The organism is Cohnella zeiphila, from assembly GCF_014212055.1.
GTDB lineage: Bacteria > Bacillota > Bacilli > Paenibacillales > Paenibacillaceae > Cohnella > Cohnella zeiphila.
This window is the reverse complement of record NZ_JACJVO010000015.1, coordinates 82,186-97,648: the sequence shown is the minus strand read 5'-3', so window position 1 is coordinate 97,648 and position 15,463 is coordinate 82,186. Positions and strand designations below refer to the sequence as shown.

Below are 15,463 nucleotides of genomic sequence, written 5' to 3'. Positions count from 1 at the left end.
TTTCAGCCCTTCACTCTAGCGTCGTCATCATGATCCCTGCCACCTCCCTTTGAGACCGGCGTCTGCCTTCATCGTGACAACCTGCTTCGCCGGACCTAATGATAAGTTCATTTTAGCGGAATCGGCATCGGGTTGAATACGCCTTCAAAAAAATTGCAACCTAAGCCGTCCCGAAAGTGTTACTTAAGATAGAAGATTTCAAGAGAAGGAGCCGGGTTATGCATACTCAGGAGAACGCGAATTCATCGGGGCCGGTCGCGGACCGGCAACCAATCGCCGAACGATTGGACGAACACTTGGCGAAGGCGTTGGCGATTCCGGGCTTTCGGTTGGCGGAGAAGACTTCCTTGGCCGGCTATTCCTCGGTTCGGGAGCCGATCCCTCTTGGGGTGCTCATCTACGAGAACGAGGAACGCAGCGTTCGGCTGCACGTCCGGTTCTCCTACGCGGAATCGGAGATGTGCGACGATTGGATGACGTGGGACTTCGCTTCCGAAGCGGAAGAGGAGCCGTCCCCGCATACGGAGCTCGTCATCCTCACTTACCGGAATTTTATCGTGAACATCATGCAGAGAGCGGACGGAGCCGCGGACCGTCGGACGACCCAGGCGGCGGCCGCCTCCATCAACATGGCTTTGCGGTTGTTTTACGAGGAATCGACAAACTGAAGGGGGCGGCGGCGTTGCGCCGATAAACGACATTTTTCGTTCAAACCCCCCAACGGCCGTGACGTTATTGTATAATTCAGGAAGCGTCACGGTACAAGTCCGCATCTATTTTCCCAAGCGGGGCTTTGTTGGGGGAGGGGAAAGGTCCGTTTATGCCAAGCCAATTGCCGCTCTTGTCCTCCGGCAATTTCGAGGAGCTTCATTCCTCGGTGCAGAGAGAGATCTATAAGGAATACTACGAGCTCGTCTATGGAGTTATCTACTTTATGGTTCGGGATCACGCCTCCACGGAAGACCTCATCCAAGACTCGTTTCTGAAGGTCGTCTCGCATGTGCCGGACATCGCGGACGACGTCAAGCTGAGAAGCTGGATTCGCACGGTCGTGAAGAATACGGTTTACAGCTTCATGCGCAAGCAAAAGAACAGGCGCAACGAAACGGATGTCGACAACGTTCTCATGATGAGCGACCAGGAGATCATACGTTCCTCGGAGTCGGTCGAGACGGAGATCGAACTGAAGATCATGTCGGAGACGGTCGGGGAGTGCCTGCGCGAGCTCAAGCCGGAATACCAGGCGCTTATCGAGCTCCGCTGGAAGCGGGAACTGAGCTATAAGGAGATGGCCGAGATGCTGAACACGAGCGAAGAGACCATCAAGCATAAGCTGCATCGGGCGCGCGAAGCCGTTCGCAAAAGATTTCTGAAACGTTGGGGGGAGCCGTCGGATGCCAGAAGATTTCGATAAAGCGTTCGAAGAGGCCGCCCGGAATATCGACTTCACGCCGGATTTCGAGGCGTCGTGGCAGCGAGTCGAGAAAAAGCTGAAGCGCAGAAGGCGGCGTCCCTGGAACCGGCTGCGAATGCTGCCCTACATCGCGTTGTCTTTTGTTCTCGGCGCTCTCCTGTTCGGGACCCCTACGTTCTCGCGGGCGTTCGCTCCGTTTTTCGAGAGCCTTCAGAACGTTCAAGACGGCCTGGTCCATGTCGTGATCGGTTCCCAGACGGTGGTGACGACCAAGCCGAAGACCGCCCCCCCGCCGGGTTATCAACCGCCTTCCCGGGAGGAGCATGAAGCGGGCGAGACGATCGGAGTTTCGACGGAAGTCAACTACGACAGCTGGGAGGAAGCGAAGAAGAACCTCTCCTTCAAGCCTCCGGCCATCGGGTACGTCCCTCCCGGCTATACGCTGGATCACGTCATGGTGTCGATTCCGTTCCAGAAGGACAAAGCGAACCTCGCCGGCCTGATCTACTCGCACTTGGAGGATAAGGTCAACGGAGGCTATTCGATTCTGATCAAGCAGATCGCGACCGGCGAGAAGATCTCGTCGGATTACGACGAGAACGCCGGCAAGCTCGAAATCCTCGACATCGATGGAAAGCAGGGGTATCTCTTCTTGACGAATGACGGATATTCCGGCTTGGATTTTCGTTACGGACAGCTGTACGTTTCCATAGCCGGCGATCTGGACCGGGAGCAAATTCTGCAGGTCGGCAAACAAATCCAATTGCCTTAGGCCGAGCGCTGCCGGGAAAAGAAGGGAGCCGTCTCCCGGGTCCGCGAAGACCCGGGTGACGGCTCCCTTTCGCTTTTATTGAATCTGTATGGAATCGGAATACTCGGTCACCTGTTCCGTAACCCCGCTCTTCTTGGCATAATGGATCACTTTCGCGCGGTAGTAATATCCGGATGGAGCCGATTTGGCGGAGGTGCCGGATAAGAAGTTCGTGTTCGCGGCGCTTAAGGTCGACGCCGTTCCGTTATCGACCCAAGCCGAGCCGGTCCATTGCTGCAGTTGGACGATCGCGCCGACCTCGTCGACGATAGATTTGGTTCGGGTAGACACTGCAATGGAGGCCGTCTGGTTCAGATTGTCCGTGATCGAACGCGAAGACGACAGCAAATAAGTATAACCGGTATAATCGGTCAAAGGACGAAACTCGATCGGAGGCGGCGCGGTTTTGGCAACCGTCTCCGCGGACGAGGAGTACGGCGCGGCTGCGAATGTAAACAGAACTGCGAGTGATGCGGCTGCAACGGCCAAGCGCTTGGTTTTCGATTTCAAATCGTTCGCCTCCTTGAAGGATCATTTGCATTCCACTAGAATCTACTACAGACAGGGCAAATAGGTTGCGTGATTTTAGGAAAAAAGTTCGATTTTTGTCGAGGGGAGAAGATCTTTGCATGAAAATCGTATTGGCCCCTGATTCCTATAAAGGGAGCTTGTCCGCGATCGAGGCTTGCCGGGCGATGGAGGAAGGGATCCGCCGCGCGCTTCCGGACGCGGACATCGTCGCGGTTCCGATGGCGGACGGCGGCGAAGGAACCGCTCAGAGCCTGGTCGATGCCATGGGCGGACGGTTTCGCGAGGCGACCGTCGCGAATCCGCTCGGCGAGCCGGTGCTTGCCAAGTACGGCATCCTGGAAGACGGGAGCACCGCCGTTATCGAGATGGCCGAGGCGTCCGGCCTGACGCTGATCCCGGAAGCCGGCCGGAATCCGCTGCTGACGACGACGTTCGGCACCGGCCAGCTCATCGCCGACGCGCTGGCGCAGGGCTGCCGCCGCTTCGTCATCTGTCTGGGCGGAAGCGCGACGAACGACGGCGGAGCGGGCATGGTGCAGGCGCTGGGCGGCAGGCTGCTGGACGAGCGCGGCGAGGAGCTGCCTTACGGGGGCGGGTATCTGGACCGGCTTCGCGAGCTGGACGTGAGCGGGATGGATCCGCGGCTGAAGGAGTGCGAGTTCAGCGTCGCCTGCGACGTGGACAATCCGCTGTGCGGTCCCCGCGGGGCAAGCGTCGTGTACGGCCCGCAGAAGGGGGCGACGCCGGAGATGGTCGACGCGCTCGACCGCAATCTGGAGATTTGGGGCCGCATGATCGAGAGCAAGCTCGGCGTCCCGGTTCTGGACGCTCCCGGGGCCGGCGCGGCGGGTGGGCTAGGCGCGGCCGTGCTGGCCTTCCTGAACGGCGAGCTGCGCCGCGGGATCGAGCTGGTCGTCGATGCCGGTCGCCTGGCCGAGAAAGTGCAAGGCGCCTCGCTCGTCCTGACCGGGGAAGGGCGGAGCGACTTCCAGACGGCCATGGGCAAAACGCCTTACGGCGTGGCTTTGACCGCGCGGGCGCAAGGGGTGCCGGTCGTTCTGATCTCCGGCTCGATCGGTCCGGGAATCGAAGCGCTGTACGAGCATGGAGTCACGAGCGTCTTCTCCGCGGCGAACGGCCCGATGCGCCTCGAGGAAGCGATGGCGAACGCATACGGCCTGCTTGCCGACAGCGCGGAACGGGTCATCCGGCTTTACTCGGCTTCGTTGGGCAGGCGTTAAAACACGGACGGGCCCTCGCAGCCGGAGATAGCCGAGAAAATCGGCTAACGGAGCTTCGCGGAGGGCCGAAGGGGCCGGGATAGCCGAGAAAATCGGCTAACGGAGCGTGGCGGAGGGTCGAAGGGCTGGAGATAGTCGAGAAAATCGGCTAACGGAGCGTGGCGGAGGGTCGAAGGGCTGGAGATAGCCGAGAAAATCGGCTAACGGAGCGTGGCGGTGCCTCGAGGGAAAGCATAAAAACCGGGAAAGGACGGCCGGCGCCGCCCTTTCCCGGTTTTTTCGGTCAGAAGCAGGTAAACGAAACGATCTGCCGCAGGTCAATGCCCGTATAGAACCAGAAGCGTCCGTTCCACCGGAAGCCCGCTACCGACGTGCGTCCGACGAAGACGGGGTAAAACCAGAAGCTATTGCCGTTGCGAAGCCAAACGTAGGTCTGGCGGAACAGGCAGCCGGCGATGGCGCCGGGGTCTACCGCAAACGTTTGGGGAGGCTGCTGCGGAACGAACTGCGGCGGAGGCGCGGTGGGTGCCTGCAGAGAGCCTTGAGGGCCCATGGGCGGCATAAAGGCCATGTTTCCATCTCCTTCCTAATGTACAGGGTCGGCCGGCGGTTCTTTTTACAGAAGCGAAATCGTCAGCAAGTTGAACAGGACCAACGGGAGCACGAAATTGCTGTACGGATTGGGATACGGGAAGAAGGCGCGGTGGGGGGCATTCTCCTGCCGCAGGTAGAGGACCCCGCGGTCGACGTGGAGTATATGACCTTCGAACACGTCGCCGTCGACCGTCTCGACCCGAACCGCCCGGTTCGTATGCGGCAAGCATATCTGGTGCAGACGGTCCCTGACTCCGGACAACGTTTCCCTAGTCTGGCCGTCGCACTCGTAAATCGTCGTCGGCTCGGCGCGTCCGCCGTATTGCAAGCTCATGGTTCGAACCTCCATTCTTCTGGTGCGCTTCGATATCGTATGCGAATGCCCAGGGAGCGGTACCCGGGCGGGCGGATGCGGAACGGATTTTTTTCGGCATGCTCCGGCAGGATTTCGCAATGACGCGGAAGGAATGCTAAAATTGGGAAAATGAATTCCAATTGCGAGAGGAAGGTGCCGCCATGTCCGCGAGCCGATACCCCGAATATTTCGCCGAAGCGAAAGACCGGCATTTGAACGAATTGAAGGAATGGCTGTCCATTCCGAGCATCTCGGCTTTGACGGCGCACAAGCCCGACGTGAACGCCGCGGCGAAGTGGCTGGCCGACGCCCTGACCCGGGCGGGAATGGAGAAGGTCAAGATTCACGAGACGAAAGGACACCCGATCGTCTATGCGGAACGGCTGAAGGCGCCGGGCCGGCCGACCGTGCTGATCTATGGCCATTATGACGTGCAGCCGGTCGATCCGCTGAACCTGTGGACGACGCCGCCGTTCGAGCCGGACATCCGCGACGGCAAAATTTATGCCAGGGGAGCGACGGACGACAAAGGACAGTTGTTCCTGCACGTCAAAGCGGTGGAGGCGATTCTTCGCCAAGAAGGCGAGCTTCCGGTCAACGTCAAGTTCTGCGTGGAAGGGGAAGAGGAAGTGTCCGGCGCCAGCCTGCCGGAATTTCTCGCCGCCAACCGCGAGAAGCTGGCCGCCGACGCCGTGCTCATCTCCGACTCGTCGCTGCTGGAGCCGGGCAAGCCGTCGATCTGCACCGGCCTGCGCGGCCTCTGCTCGCTGGAAGTGACCGTCTCTACGGCGAAGACCGACCTGCATTCGGGTCTATACGGCGGAGCGGTGCCGAACGCGCTTCACGCGCTGACGTCCTTGCTGGCGACGCTGCACGACGAGCGGGGACGCGTGACGGTGGAAGGCTTTTACGAAGGCGTGCCCGAATTGACTTCTCTGGAGAAGGAGCAGCTCGCCAGCTACAACCCCGACGAGAAGAAACTCGCCTCCGAGCTGGGATTGACCGCGTTGTACGGAGAAGAAGGGTTCTCGTTCGTCGAACGGACCGGAGCCCGGCCGACGCTGGAGCTGAACGGCGTATGGGGAGGCTTTCAAGGGGAAGGGACGAAGACGGTCATTCCAAAGGAAGCGCACGCCAAGATTACGTGCCGGCTCGTCGGAAGCCAGGACCCGCAAGCGACGCTGGACCGGATCGAGCGCCACTTGAACTCGCATCTTCAGCCGGGCGCCAAGCTCCGCATTCAACCGGGCGAGAAGGCGATCGCGTTCTCGTGCGACCCGTCCGATCCGATGCTGCAGCTCGCGGCGGACGCCTATGAGGAAGTGTACGGACAACGCGCCGTTTTCACGAAGGACGGCGGTTCGATTCCGGTCGTCGCCACGTTCGCGAGCGTTCTGCAAGCGCCGGTCGTCATGATGGGCTTCGGCCTGCCGGACGAGAACCTGCACGCGCCCGACGAGCATTTCAGCCTCGACAACTTCGACAAAGGGCTGCTGACCATCGTCAGCTACCTGCACAAGGCGGCTCAAGCTTCCGTCTAAGCGCCGGCCGTAAACGACATCCGCCCGATCGCCTCTTCTACGGGGCAATCGGGCGGATTTTGGTGTCAGATGATCTCTTCTTGGCCGGAGTACCGCTTCCGCACCTTTTTTCGGAATGCTTGCGCGAACGTCCAAAGCAGCTTCTGCAGATCTTTGTAATCTTCCGGAAGCGGCGAAGTGACGAGCTCCGCAAGATCGGCATCCTTCAGCAAAATGTCGCATAGCCGAAGCAGCAGGTAATCGTTGTAGGGCAGTCCGTTCCTGCGCATATTGTACAAAACCTTGCGCATGGAAAGCCGGAAACCGGAAGGCAGCGAGCCCGCATAGGACGGATCGACAAGCGGCAGAAGATATTTTAAATACGTTACCCGATGGTTGGACGGAGCTTCCCGCTCGATCGCGCTTAGAATGGACGGCGGATTCTCCCATTCGAGGGACGAACCCAACCATTTTTCGGCCAAGTTCCTAACATATAAGGTAAAGGCGGCCACGTATTCCGTCTCAGGGATGATCGTTTGAGGCCGCATTTTTTCTCACCTCCGCATAGTTTTGAACAAGCTCATCGCTGCCGTTAAACCATTGCTCGTTCCATTGCTCGAACAGATCGTCCAGCTTCCGCGGATCGACGATCCCCTCCCGGATCATTTCAACCATATCGGTTTGATCTTTGGTACGGAAAGCGCCCAGCTTCGTAAACCATATATCGTGCGGATCCGCATATTTAACAATCAGGGAGCGGTATGTCCGTTCCGCTTCATGGGCTCTGGATTTGTAGCCGGCCGGCAAATAAAAATAATGCTCATCGAAAATTTCCAATCCATGCCGGGCAAATACACGCGAGAAGCGTGAAGGAATAATATTGACGTCGTTGGAACCGCGGTTGTTTTTGCGAGCCAGAACGATGGCGGAATACCCGACTACATAGACTTCGATTGGAAGTTGGCCGTTAAGATCCCGATCCACTTCGTCGAATAAGTTCAGTATGCTTTCCCTGGAATCGTAAACGTCGTCTTCGTTCAAACGCGCCACCCTCCTTAAGCCCCGCCGACACCCTGCGATTTACACTCAGTATACTACAGTTTCTTAATCTCCGATCGCCATATCCGGCGGCGGCTTGTTTTCGCTTATTTGTCCGATCCCTGCTCCTGGCCGTCAACGTTCAAAAAGCTCAGGGACCGGCTGAGCGTGCGGCTGACGGGGCATTTCGCAATCGTTCTTCTCACGGCGCGTTTCACGTCCTCGCCGACGTCTCCCGCGATATCGAGACGCCAGCGAAATACCGCCTGATCCTCAACCGAGCGATCCAGCGAGACTTCGACCGTAACGCCGTCGCAGTCGACGCCCATGCGATCGAGCGCCATTCGGGCCGTGATGCTTAGGCATGCCGCATAGCCGGCCTCGATCAGATCGTGCGGTCGGAACCCTTCGCCTTGCCCGCCCTTCTCCTCGGCGACATCCGCATGCAAAGTCACCGACCCGTTGCTGATTTCCGTGCGATATTTCTCGCCGAAGCTTTTCGAAACGATCATCGGATGGCCTCCTGTCCTTGAGTATCCTCATTATCGCGCTTGATTAAATAGAAGGAAAATATATAAAAGCTTTAATGTTTATAGTCCGTGAATATAGGCAAAATTAATTTTATCCAAAATCTGCTTGACATCAAACCGGCGACCCTTTATATTTGTTGTACATACAAAATAAAAAGAAGGAGGGCGAGCGATATGAACGACAGCTTTTTGAGGGACTGCCTGTTCTTCACCGCCAATCGATTGGGCCGCACCATCACGAAGCTGGCGGAGGAACAATTCGCCCCGACCGGCCTCACTCCGATGTACGGATACTTGCTGCTGCTCGTGAACGGTCTTCCCGGCATCACGCAGAAGGAGCTGGCGGAGAAGCTCAGCGTGACGCCGTCGACGCTGACGCGGTTCGTCGATAAGCTGGAGGCGAAGAAGCTGGTTGAACGCCAAGTCAGCGGCAAATCGGTTCAGGTATTCCCAACCGACAAGAGCAGAGAGTTGGAAGGGACAATCCGCCAAGCTTCACGCAATCTGCACGACGCCTACGCGGCCGTTCTCGGGACGGAAAGTTCCGATGCGCTCTCGATCGATCTGCTGCAAGCAAGTTTAGAGTTGGAAAAAATGTGAGGTTTCTCGTTCATGCAGCTTTCCTGCAGAAATGCAGGTTTTCCTGGGGGTTAGGGCTTGTTTGAAGAGAAAGCCTGCGAAAGTGCAGGAATATTCATCGCAGCAAGCAAAAGCAAGCGTCTGAGACTTCCGAAGCCTGCACTTTTGCAGGAATTTCATACTTTTATATTTTGTATGTACAAACAAAATAGAATGGGACAGGTGGAGAATCCAATGAATTCAACTCGCGGCTCCAAAAAGTTTTTTTACGGCTGGATCGTGATCGCCATCACGTTCGCCGCTTTGCTTGTATCCTCGGGCATTCGGTCGATGCCCAGCATTCTGATCGAGCCGCTCGAAAACGAGTTCGGCTGGAGCCGTTCCGGCATTTCCAGCGTCGTCTCGGTGGGCATCTTCCTGTACGGATTGACAGGGCCGTTCTCGGCGGCGTTCCTGCTGAAGTACGGCATTCGGCGGACGATCGTCTATGCGCTGGCGGCACTGGCGGCCAGCATTCTGGTGACGCCGCTCATGACGTCCCTTTGGCAGTTCGAACTGCTGTGGGGGCTGCTCGGCGGAATCGCCACCGGTCTGATGGCTAACGTTCTCGGCATAACGGTCACGAATCTTTGGTTCGTCAAGCATAGAGGGCTCGTGCTAGGCATGCTGACGGCCAGCGCCGCCACCGGGCAACTGCTGTTCCTGCCGCTGCTGGCCAAGATTACGGTCGACTCCGGCTGGCGGACGGCCATGTACGCGTCGGCCGGGTTTATCGTCGCCCTGCTGGTAATCGTCGCGCTCTGGATGAGGAATCGCCCGTCCGATGTGGGAGCGGCTCCTTACGGGGCGGATCGGATCGAGCCGCCAACGCCGTTCAAGGGGAACATCTTCTTGGCTCCGCTGCAAACGCTGGGCGAAGCCGTCCGCCATCCGACCTTCTGGCTGCTCGCCGGCACGTTCTTCTTCTGCGGCTATTCCACGAACGGCCTGATCGGAACGCATCTGATCGCGGCCTGCGGAGATTTCGGCATCTCCGAAGTGGTCGCGGCTTCGTTCCTGGCGCTGATGGGACTGTTCGATCTCGTCGGCACGACCGCTTCGGGCTGGCTCTCGGACCGGTTCGACAGCCGCTGGCTGTTGTTCTGGTACTACGGGCTGAGAGGGCTGTCGCTCGTGTTCCTTCCTTACGCGCTTCATTTGGGGTATACCGAAATGACCATTTTCACCGTATTCTACGGTCTCGATTGGATCGCCACCGTTCCGCCGACCGTCAAGCTCTCGTCGAACGCATTCGGCAAGGAGAAGGCGGGCATGGTGTTCGGTTGGATCGTCGTGGCGCACCAGATCGGCGCTTCCGTTGCGGCTTACGGCGCCGGCGCGATGCGGGAGTGGTTCGGCAGCTATACGGTGCCTTTCGTCTCCGCGGGATTCGTCTGCTTCTTCGCCTCCGTTATGGCGGTTCGGGTCGCCAAGGAGAGATCGTTCGCCCAGGCGATGAAGGCGTAAGGGGCGTTACGGCTACCTATTCGAAAGCGAAATCTGATAAAATACGGAGGAAGAGGTCGGAGATTCGAAAAAAGCAGATCGCGGAGGAGGAATTCGGAGCATGGAGTACCGGAAGTTGGGGCGGACCGGCATGGACGTATCGCGGCTGTGCCTGGGATGCATGAGCTATGGGGAACCGGACCGGGGCAATCACGCCTGGACGCTGACCGAGGAGAAGAGCCGGCCGTTCATCCGGCAGGCGCTGGAGCTGGGGATCAACTTTTTCGACACGGCCAACGTGTATTCCGACGGCACGAGCGAGGAGATCGTCGGGCGCGCGCTGCGCGAATTCGCCCGCCGCGACGAGGTCGTCATCGCGACGAAGGTGCACGGCCGGATGCGTCCGGGTCCGAACGGCGGAGGATTGTCGCGCAAGGCGATCCTAAGCGAGATCGATCACAGTCTGAAGCGGCTGGGCACCGACTACGTCGATCTGTACCAGATTCACCGGTGGGACCCGCATACGCCGATCGAAGAGACGATGGAGGCGCTGCACGACGTCGTCAAAGCCGGCAAAGCCCGCTACATCGGGGCGTCGTCTATGTACGCCTGGCAGTTCCTGAAGGCGCTCCATACGGCCGAGCGGCATGGCTGGACGCGATTCGTCTCGATGCAAAATTACGTGAACCTGCTCTATCGCGAGGAAGAGCGCGAGATGCTGCCGCTGTGCGAAGCCGAAGGCATCGGCGTCATTCCGTGGAGCCCGCTCGCCCGCGGCCGGTTGACGCGCGATTGGGACGAGACGACCGAGCGGGCGCAGACCGACGAATTCGGCAAGAAGCTGTATTCCGTCACGGCCGAAGCCGACCGCAAGGTCGTGGACCGCGTCGCGGAAGTGGCCGCCGAACGCGGCGTTCCGCGGGCGCAGGTCGCGCTCGCCTGGGTGCTGCAGAAGTCCGTCGTAACCGCGCCGATCGTCGGCGCCACGAAGCCGCACCATCTGGAAGACGCCGTTGCGGCACTGGAGCTGAAGCTGTCGGCCGAAGAGGTCGCGCGGCTCGAAGAGCCTTACGTCCCGCATCCCGTGCTGGGCGGCATTTAAACCGCACTCCTCTATGGAAGCAGCCCCTTGGCCTTAGAGCCGAAGGGGCTGCTTTGCTGCGACCAGCGCAGTCAGGCCAAGATGGCCGTCTCTCAACTCGGGAGGGATCGCCGGTTTTGCCCTAAGCCAAAGCTGGCGCTACAATCGCGATAACGGCGATTAACCGGGCGAAATATCCGTCCGTCGGTCCTTCAATCGCCGATAGAGCGGCGAACCGGGGCGAAATGCCCCCTCGTCGGGTTTGTTCGTGCAGGGGAAAAGTTTTAGAATGGAAAGGCTTGCAGTTCACCGGAAAGATGAGAAATATTTAATGCTATTAACGTAAGGATGGGATGCCGCTTGAGATCGCAACGAGTCCTTAGGGACTATGTGCAATCGAAATGGATGCTCTACTTGCTCGCCGTGCTGTTCATCGCCGCCGCCAACGTCATCAACTCGTTCTATCCCCGTCTGCTCGGCCAATTCACCGACCAATTGCAAGGCGGGCACATGACTCGCCCTCTGATTATCGAATATAGCCTGTCGCTCCTGGCCGTCGGCGTCGGATTCGGCGTACTCGGCGGATCCGGCCAGTTCATCGTCATGCGGTTGGGACGATTGTTCGAATTCCACACGCGCAAAAGACTGTTCGCCCACTTCACCACGCTGAGCGAACGCTTCTATTCCAAGAACGGGGTCGGCAAAATGCTGAGCTACGTCATGAACGACGTCACCTCCGTCCGCGAATCCATCTCTCAGGGCATCAACCAGACGACGAATGCCATTATCCTGATCTTTTCCGCGCTGGCCATGATGCTGTTAAGCCATATCCCTCTTTATCTCATCGTCGTCTGTATCCTGCCGCTGCTCTTCATTCCCTGGCTCGTCACCCGGTTCGGTCCCGTCATCCGCAAGCGCTCTTTGACCGTCCAAGAGTCGCTCAGCAAAATGACGGAATCCGCCGAGGAGCAATTCGGCGGCATCCGCGTCACGAAGAAGTTCGCCGTGGAGCCGATCATGATCGGCCGGTTCGGAGCGACGGTCGACCGCATCCGCGACAATCAGCTGAAGCTTGTGCGCGTCTCGTCTTTGTTCCAGGCACTCATTCCGTTTCTCGGGGCGCTGTCGCTGGTCATTACGATCGTGTACGGCGGGTATCTGACGATTCACAACCGCATCTCGCTCGGCAACTTCGTCGCTCTGTCGTTGTATGTGCGCATGATGGTCAACCCGCTGCAGCAGATCGGCAACGTCATCAATACGATGCAGCGTTCGCGCGCGTCGCTCGAGCGGATTAACGATCTGCTGTCCAAGGAAGGCGATATTCAGGAAGCGGAATCCGCCCGGGCGTGCAGCCTGGATCATGCGGCGATCGAGATCGACGGCTTGACGTTCGCTTATCCGGATTCCGAGCGTCCCGCGCTGAACGATATTCGGCTGCGCGTCGAACCGGGCAAAACGCTTGGCATTCTCGGCAAGACCGGCAGCGGCAAGACGACGCTGATCAAGCTGATGCTGCGGGTGTACGATCCGCCCGCGGGCACGATCCGGATCGGCGGCGAGGACATACGCGAGCTGACGCTGGAGAGCCTTCGCGACCAGATTGCTTACGTGCCTCAGGAAGGCTTCCTGTTCAGCACGACGATTCGCGACAATATCGCTTTTTACCGGCGGGATTCCGCGCTCGACAAAGTCGAGGACGCCGCCAAGCAGGCGCAAATCTACCGCAGCATCACGGAGTTTCCCGACGGCTTCGAGACGAAGCTGGGCGAGCGCGGCGTCACGCTGTCCGGGGGACAGCGGCAGCGCACGAGCCTGGCCCGGGGCCTGATCAAGCGTTCGCCGATTCTGATCCTCGACGACAGCGTCAGCGCCGTCGACGCGGTGACGGAGAAAAGCATCATCGACACGATCCGGGAGGAGCGCAAGGGCAAGACGACGATCGTCATCGCCCACCGGATCAGCGCGCTGAAGCACGCGGACGAGATCGTCGTGCTGGACGAAGGGCGCATCATTCAGAGGGGGACGCATGAACAACTGCTGAATCAGGCTGGCCTGTACGCCACCCTTCATGCCATCCAGGAGGAGGGGAGCTTCGACGATGAAGGACTCCAAGCGCTCTAGTTCCGTTTTCCGTTCCTTGTTCTCCTATACGCGGCCGCACCTCTGGACGTTCCTGCTGGTGTTCTGCTGCACGCTGCTCGCGATCGCGGCGGACCTGGCGCAGCCTTATCTGGTCAAGATCGCGATCGACGACAACATCAGGATCGGCAAGAACGACTACCATTCGCTGCTCATGATTTGCATCGTCTACCTGGCGATGTCGATCGGAAGCTTCGTGTTCACGTATCTTCAGAACAACTTGCTGCAATTTGCCGGACAGAGCATCATCGCCCGCATCCGCAAAGACTTGTTCACGCACATCAGCAAGCTGTCGATGTCGTTTTTCGACCGGATGCCGAGCGGAAGTCTGATCACCAACGTATCCAGCGACACGGAGACGCTCAACCAGTTTTTCTCCCAAGTGCTTCTGAGCGTCGTACGGGATGGCCTTACGCTCATCTCCATCATCGTGATCATGTTCCAGCTGGACGTGAGGCTGACGCTGTACTGCCTGATTTTGCTGCCGATTATCGCCCTGATCGCCATCAGCTTCCGCTCGTACATGCGCAAGACGTATCAGAACTCGCGGACCGCGCTGTCGCGGCTGATCGCCTTCGCGGCGGAGAATCTGGCCGGCATGAGCCTGATCCAGTCGTTCCATCAGGAGAAGGAACAGCAGAACCGGTTCACGGACCGCAACCAGGTTTATTTTCGCGCCAACTTGCGGGAGATTCGCACCAACGTGTTTTTTAACCGCTCGTTCGATATGCTGAGCAGCTTGTCGGTCGCGTTCGTCGCATGGCTCGGAGGTATCGCGGTGTTCGACAAAGCGATCGAGTTCGGGGTCCTGTACGCTTTTATCACGTATATCCGCCAGTTCTTCCAGCCGATCAGCACGATCACGCAGCAGTGGAACACGCTTCAGTCGACGATCGTCTCGGTCAACCGGATCTGGAACCTGTTCTCCGTTCAGCCCGAAGTGGAGGACGCGGAGGAGCCGCGGAACGTGGAGCTGAGCCGAATGCGGGGGAAGGTCGACTTCAATCGCATTCAATTCGGCTACGCGGAAGGCAGCACCGTGCTGCATGACCTCGATCTCCATATCGAGCCGGGCGAGATGATCGGCATCGTCGGAACGACGGGGGCGGGAAAAAGCTCGCTGATCAGCATGCTGTGCCGGTTCTACGACGTGCGGAAAGGAAGCGTAACGATCGACGGCATCGATATCCGCGAGCTGCCGCAGCAGAGGCTACACCGACTGGTCGGCCTCGTGCAGCAGGAGCCGTATCTGTACTCGGGCAGCATCGTCGACAACGTGCGGATGTTCGACGAGACGATCTCGCGCGAGCAGGTCATCCGGGCGTGCAAGTTCGTCGGAGCCGACGCGCTGATCGGGCGGATGAAGGACGGCTACGACACGCAGCTGTCGGAGCGGGGAAGCGGCTTGTCAGCGGGCGAGAAGCAGCTCATCTCGTTCGCGCGCATTATCGTGTTCCAGCCGAAGATCCTCATCCTGGACGAAGCAACCGCCAATCTGGACTCCTACACGGAACAGCTCATCCAGCGGGCGCTTCATGTCGTATCCGAGAACCGGACGACGCTCGTCATCGCGCACCGGTTGTCGACCGTCATGCAAGCCGATCGGATCATCGTCATGAGCGGCGGCCGGATCGTCGAGCAGGGGACCCACTCGCAGCTGCTTGAGCAGCAAGGCTACTACGAGCAGCTCTACCGGCACTCGCGGGGCCTCGTCGAGCTGGGCGCGGGATAAGGAATCGGCGAAGAGCCGCAAGAGCCGCAGAAGGCAACCGGGAATCGCTCCCGGTCCTTTTGCGGCTCTTTTTGTTCTCGATCGGCACGCGTTCGTGCGGCCAGAGTCGGTAGATCATCTGAGATCAAACGAATTTCCTCGTTCGTAGGGTCTGACGAGCGGACTTAGTCTGAAAACAAACTAACTTTCTCGTTCGCAGCCTGTGGAGCGTGGACTTAGTCTGAAATCAGACTAATCTTCTCGTTCACAGCCTGTGGAGCGTGGATTTAGTCTGAAATCAGACTAATCTTCTCGTTCGCAGCCTGTGGAGCGTGGACTTAGTCTGAAATCAGACTAATCTTCTCGTTCACAGCCTGTGGAGCGTGGACTTAGTCTGAAATCAGACTAATCTTCCCGTTCACAGCCTGTGG

The 15,463-nt window shown here is 58.8% G+C and carries 16 protein-coding genes; 10 read left to right on the top strand and 6 right to left on the bottom strand.

Annotated features, from left to right (window positions below; all coding sequences use genetic code 11):
- Nucleotides 1-218: 218 nt before the first annotated feature.
- From H7C18_RS13035 to H7C18_RS13025, 3 genes are all read left to right on the top strand, one after another.
- Nucleotides 219-668: a hypothetical protein gene (locus H7C18_RS13035; RefSeq protein WP_185129506.1), complete on the top strand. Its 450-nt coding sequence runs from the start codon at nucleotides 219-221 to the stop codon at nucleotides 666-668.
- Nucleotides 669-820: 152 nt separating this feature from the next.
- Nucleotides 821-1,414: an RNA polymerase sigma factor gene (locus tag H7C18_RS13030; RefSeq protein ID WP_185129505.1), complete on the top strand. Its 594-nt coding sequence runs from the start codon at nucleotides 821-823 to the stop codon at nucleotides 1,412-1,414.
- A complete protein-coding gene (locus H7C18_RS13025; protein WP_185129504.1) occupies nucleotides 1,395-2,186 on the top strand; it encodes a DUF4367 domain-containing protein in 792 nt (263 codons plus the stop codon). The genes H7C18_RS13030 and H7C18_RS13025 overlap by 20 nt, the downstream gene beginning before the upstream one ends.
- Nucleotides 2,187-2,261: 75 nt before the next feature.
- On the opposite strand, the gene H7C18_RS13020 is transcribed toward H7C18_RS13025, so the two are convergent.
- Nucleotides 2,262-2,735, bottom strand: a complete 474-nt coding sequence (locus tag H7C18_RS13020) for a hypothetical protein (RefSeq protein WP_185129503.1) — start codon at nucleotides 2,733-2,735, stop codon at nucleotides 2,262-2,264.
- A 119-nt stretch (nucleotides 2,736-2,854) separates the two neighbouring features.
- Here H7C18_RS13020 and H7C18_RS13015 point away from each other — a divergent pair, with 119 nt between their 5' ends.
- Nucleotides 2,855-3,997, top strand: coding sequence for a glycerate kinase (locus H7C18_RS13015; RefSeq protein WP_185129502.1), 1,143 nt, complete (start codon nucleotides 2,855-2,857; stop codon nucleotides 3,995-3,997).
- Nucleotides 3,998-4,280: 283 nt separating this feature from the next.
- Here H7C18_RS13015 and H7C18_RS13010 read toward each other — a convergent pair whose 3' ends face one another.
- Together H7C18_RS13010 and H7C18_RS13005 are read right to left on the bottom strand one after the other, a co-directional pair.
- The gene (locus tag H7C18_RS13010) at nucleotides 4,281-4,568 is read right to left on the bottom strand and encodes a transporter (RefSeq protein ID WP_185129501.1); all 288 of its coding nucleotides are present in this window, start codon (nucleotides 4,566-4,568) and stop codon (nucleotides 4,281-4,283) included.
- A 45-nt stretch (nucleotides 4,569-4,613) separates the two neighbouring features.
- On the bottom strand, nucleotides 4,614-4,925 hold the full coding sequence (locus H7C18_RS13005) for a hypothetical protein (protein ID WP_185129500.1): 312 nt from the start codon (nucleotides 4,923-4,925) through the stop codon (nucleotides 4,614-4,616).
- Nucleotides 4,926-5,107: 182 nt separating this feature from the next.
- On the opposite strand from H7C18_RS13005, the gene H7C18_RS13000 reads away from it, so the two are divergent.
- Nucleotides 5,108-6,487 carry a dipeptidase gene (locus H7C18_RS13000; RefSeq protein WP_185129499.1) on the top strand — a complete coding sequence of 460 codons (1,380 nt, stop codon included), beginning with the start codon at nucleotides 5,108-5,110 and terminating at the stop codon, nucleotides 6,485-6,487.
- 65 nt (nucleotides 6,488-6,552) lie between these two features.
- Here the strand turns inward: H7C18_RS13000 and H7C18_RS12995 are convergent, their stop codons facing one another.
- The 3 genes from H7C18_RS12995 to H7C18_RS12985 all read right to left on the bottom strand — a co-directional run bounded on the left by H7C18_RS12995 (nucleotide 6,553) and on the right by H7C18_RS12985 (nucleotide 8,016).
- Nucleotides 6,553-7,014, bottom strand: a complete 462-nt coding sequence (locus tag H7C18_RS12995) for a hypothetical protein (RefSeq protein ID WP_185129498.1) — start codon at nucleotides 7,012-7,014, stop codon at nucleotides 6,553-6,555.
- On the bottom strand, nucleotides 6,989-7,507 hold the full coding sequence (locus H7C18_RS12990) for a DUF6036 family nucleotidyltransferase (protein WP_185129497.1): 519 nt from the start codon (nucleotides 7,505-7,507) through the stop codon (nucleotides 6,989-6,991). Before H7C18_RS12990 ends, H7C18_RS12995 begins: the two co-directional genes overlap by 26 nt.
- A gap of 104 nt (nucleotides 7,508-7,611) precedes the next feature.
- On the bottom strand, nucleotides 7,612-8,016 hold the full coding sequence (locus H7C18_RS12985; protein ID WP_185129496.1) for an OsmC family protein: 405 nt from the start codon (nucleotides 8,014-8,016) through the stop codon (nucleotides 7,612-7,614).
- A 192-nt stretch (nucleotides 8,017-8,208) separates the two neighbouring features.
- Between H7C18_RS12985 and H7C18_RS12980 the strand changes: the two genes are divergently transcribed.
- The 5 genes from H7C18_RS12980 to H7C18_RS12960 all read left to right on the top strand — a co-directional run bounded on the left by H7C18_RS12980 (nucleotide 8,209) and on the right by H7C18_RS12960 (nucleotide 15,053).
- Nucleotides 8,209-8,634: a MarR family winged helix-turn-helix transcriptional regulator gene (locus H7C18_RS12980; RefSeq protein WP_185129495.1), complete on the top strand. Its 426-nt coding sequence runs from the start codon at nucleotides 8,209-8,211 to the stop codon at nucleotides 8,632-8,634.
- Nucleotides 8,635-8,847: 213 nt separating this feature from the next.
- Entirely contained in the window at nucleotides 8,848-10,119 is a 1,272-nt protein-coding gene (locus H7C18_RS12975; protein ID WP_185129494.1) for an MFS transporter, read from the top strand.
- Between the two features lie 100 nt (nucleotides 10,120-10,219).
- Nucleotides 10,220-11,200, top strand: coding sequence for an aldo/keto reductase (locus H7C18_RS12970; RefSeq protein WP_185129493.1), 981 nt, complete (start codon nucleotides 10,220-10,222; stop codon nucleotides 11,198-11,200).
- Between the two features lie 339 nt (nucleotides 11,201-11,539).
- A complete protein-coding gene (locus H7C18_RS12965) occupies nucleotides 11,540-13,303 on the top strand; it encodes an ABC transporter ATP-binding protein (protein WP_185129492.1) in 1,764 nt (587 codons plus the stop codon).
- Nucleotides 13,281-15,053: an ABC transporter ATP-binding protein gene (locus H7C18_RS12960; protein WP_238357669.1), complete on the top strand. Its 1,773-nt coding sequence runs from the start codon at nucleotides 13,281-13,283 to the stop codon at nucleotides 15,051-15,053. The genes H7C18_RS12965 and H7C18_RS12960 overlap by 23 nt, the downstream gene beginning before the upstream one ends.
- The last annotated feature ends 410 nt before the right edge of the window (nucleotides 15,054-15,463 follow it).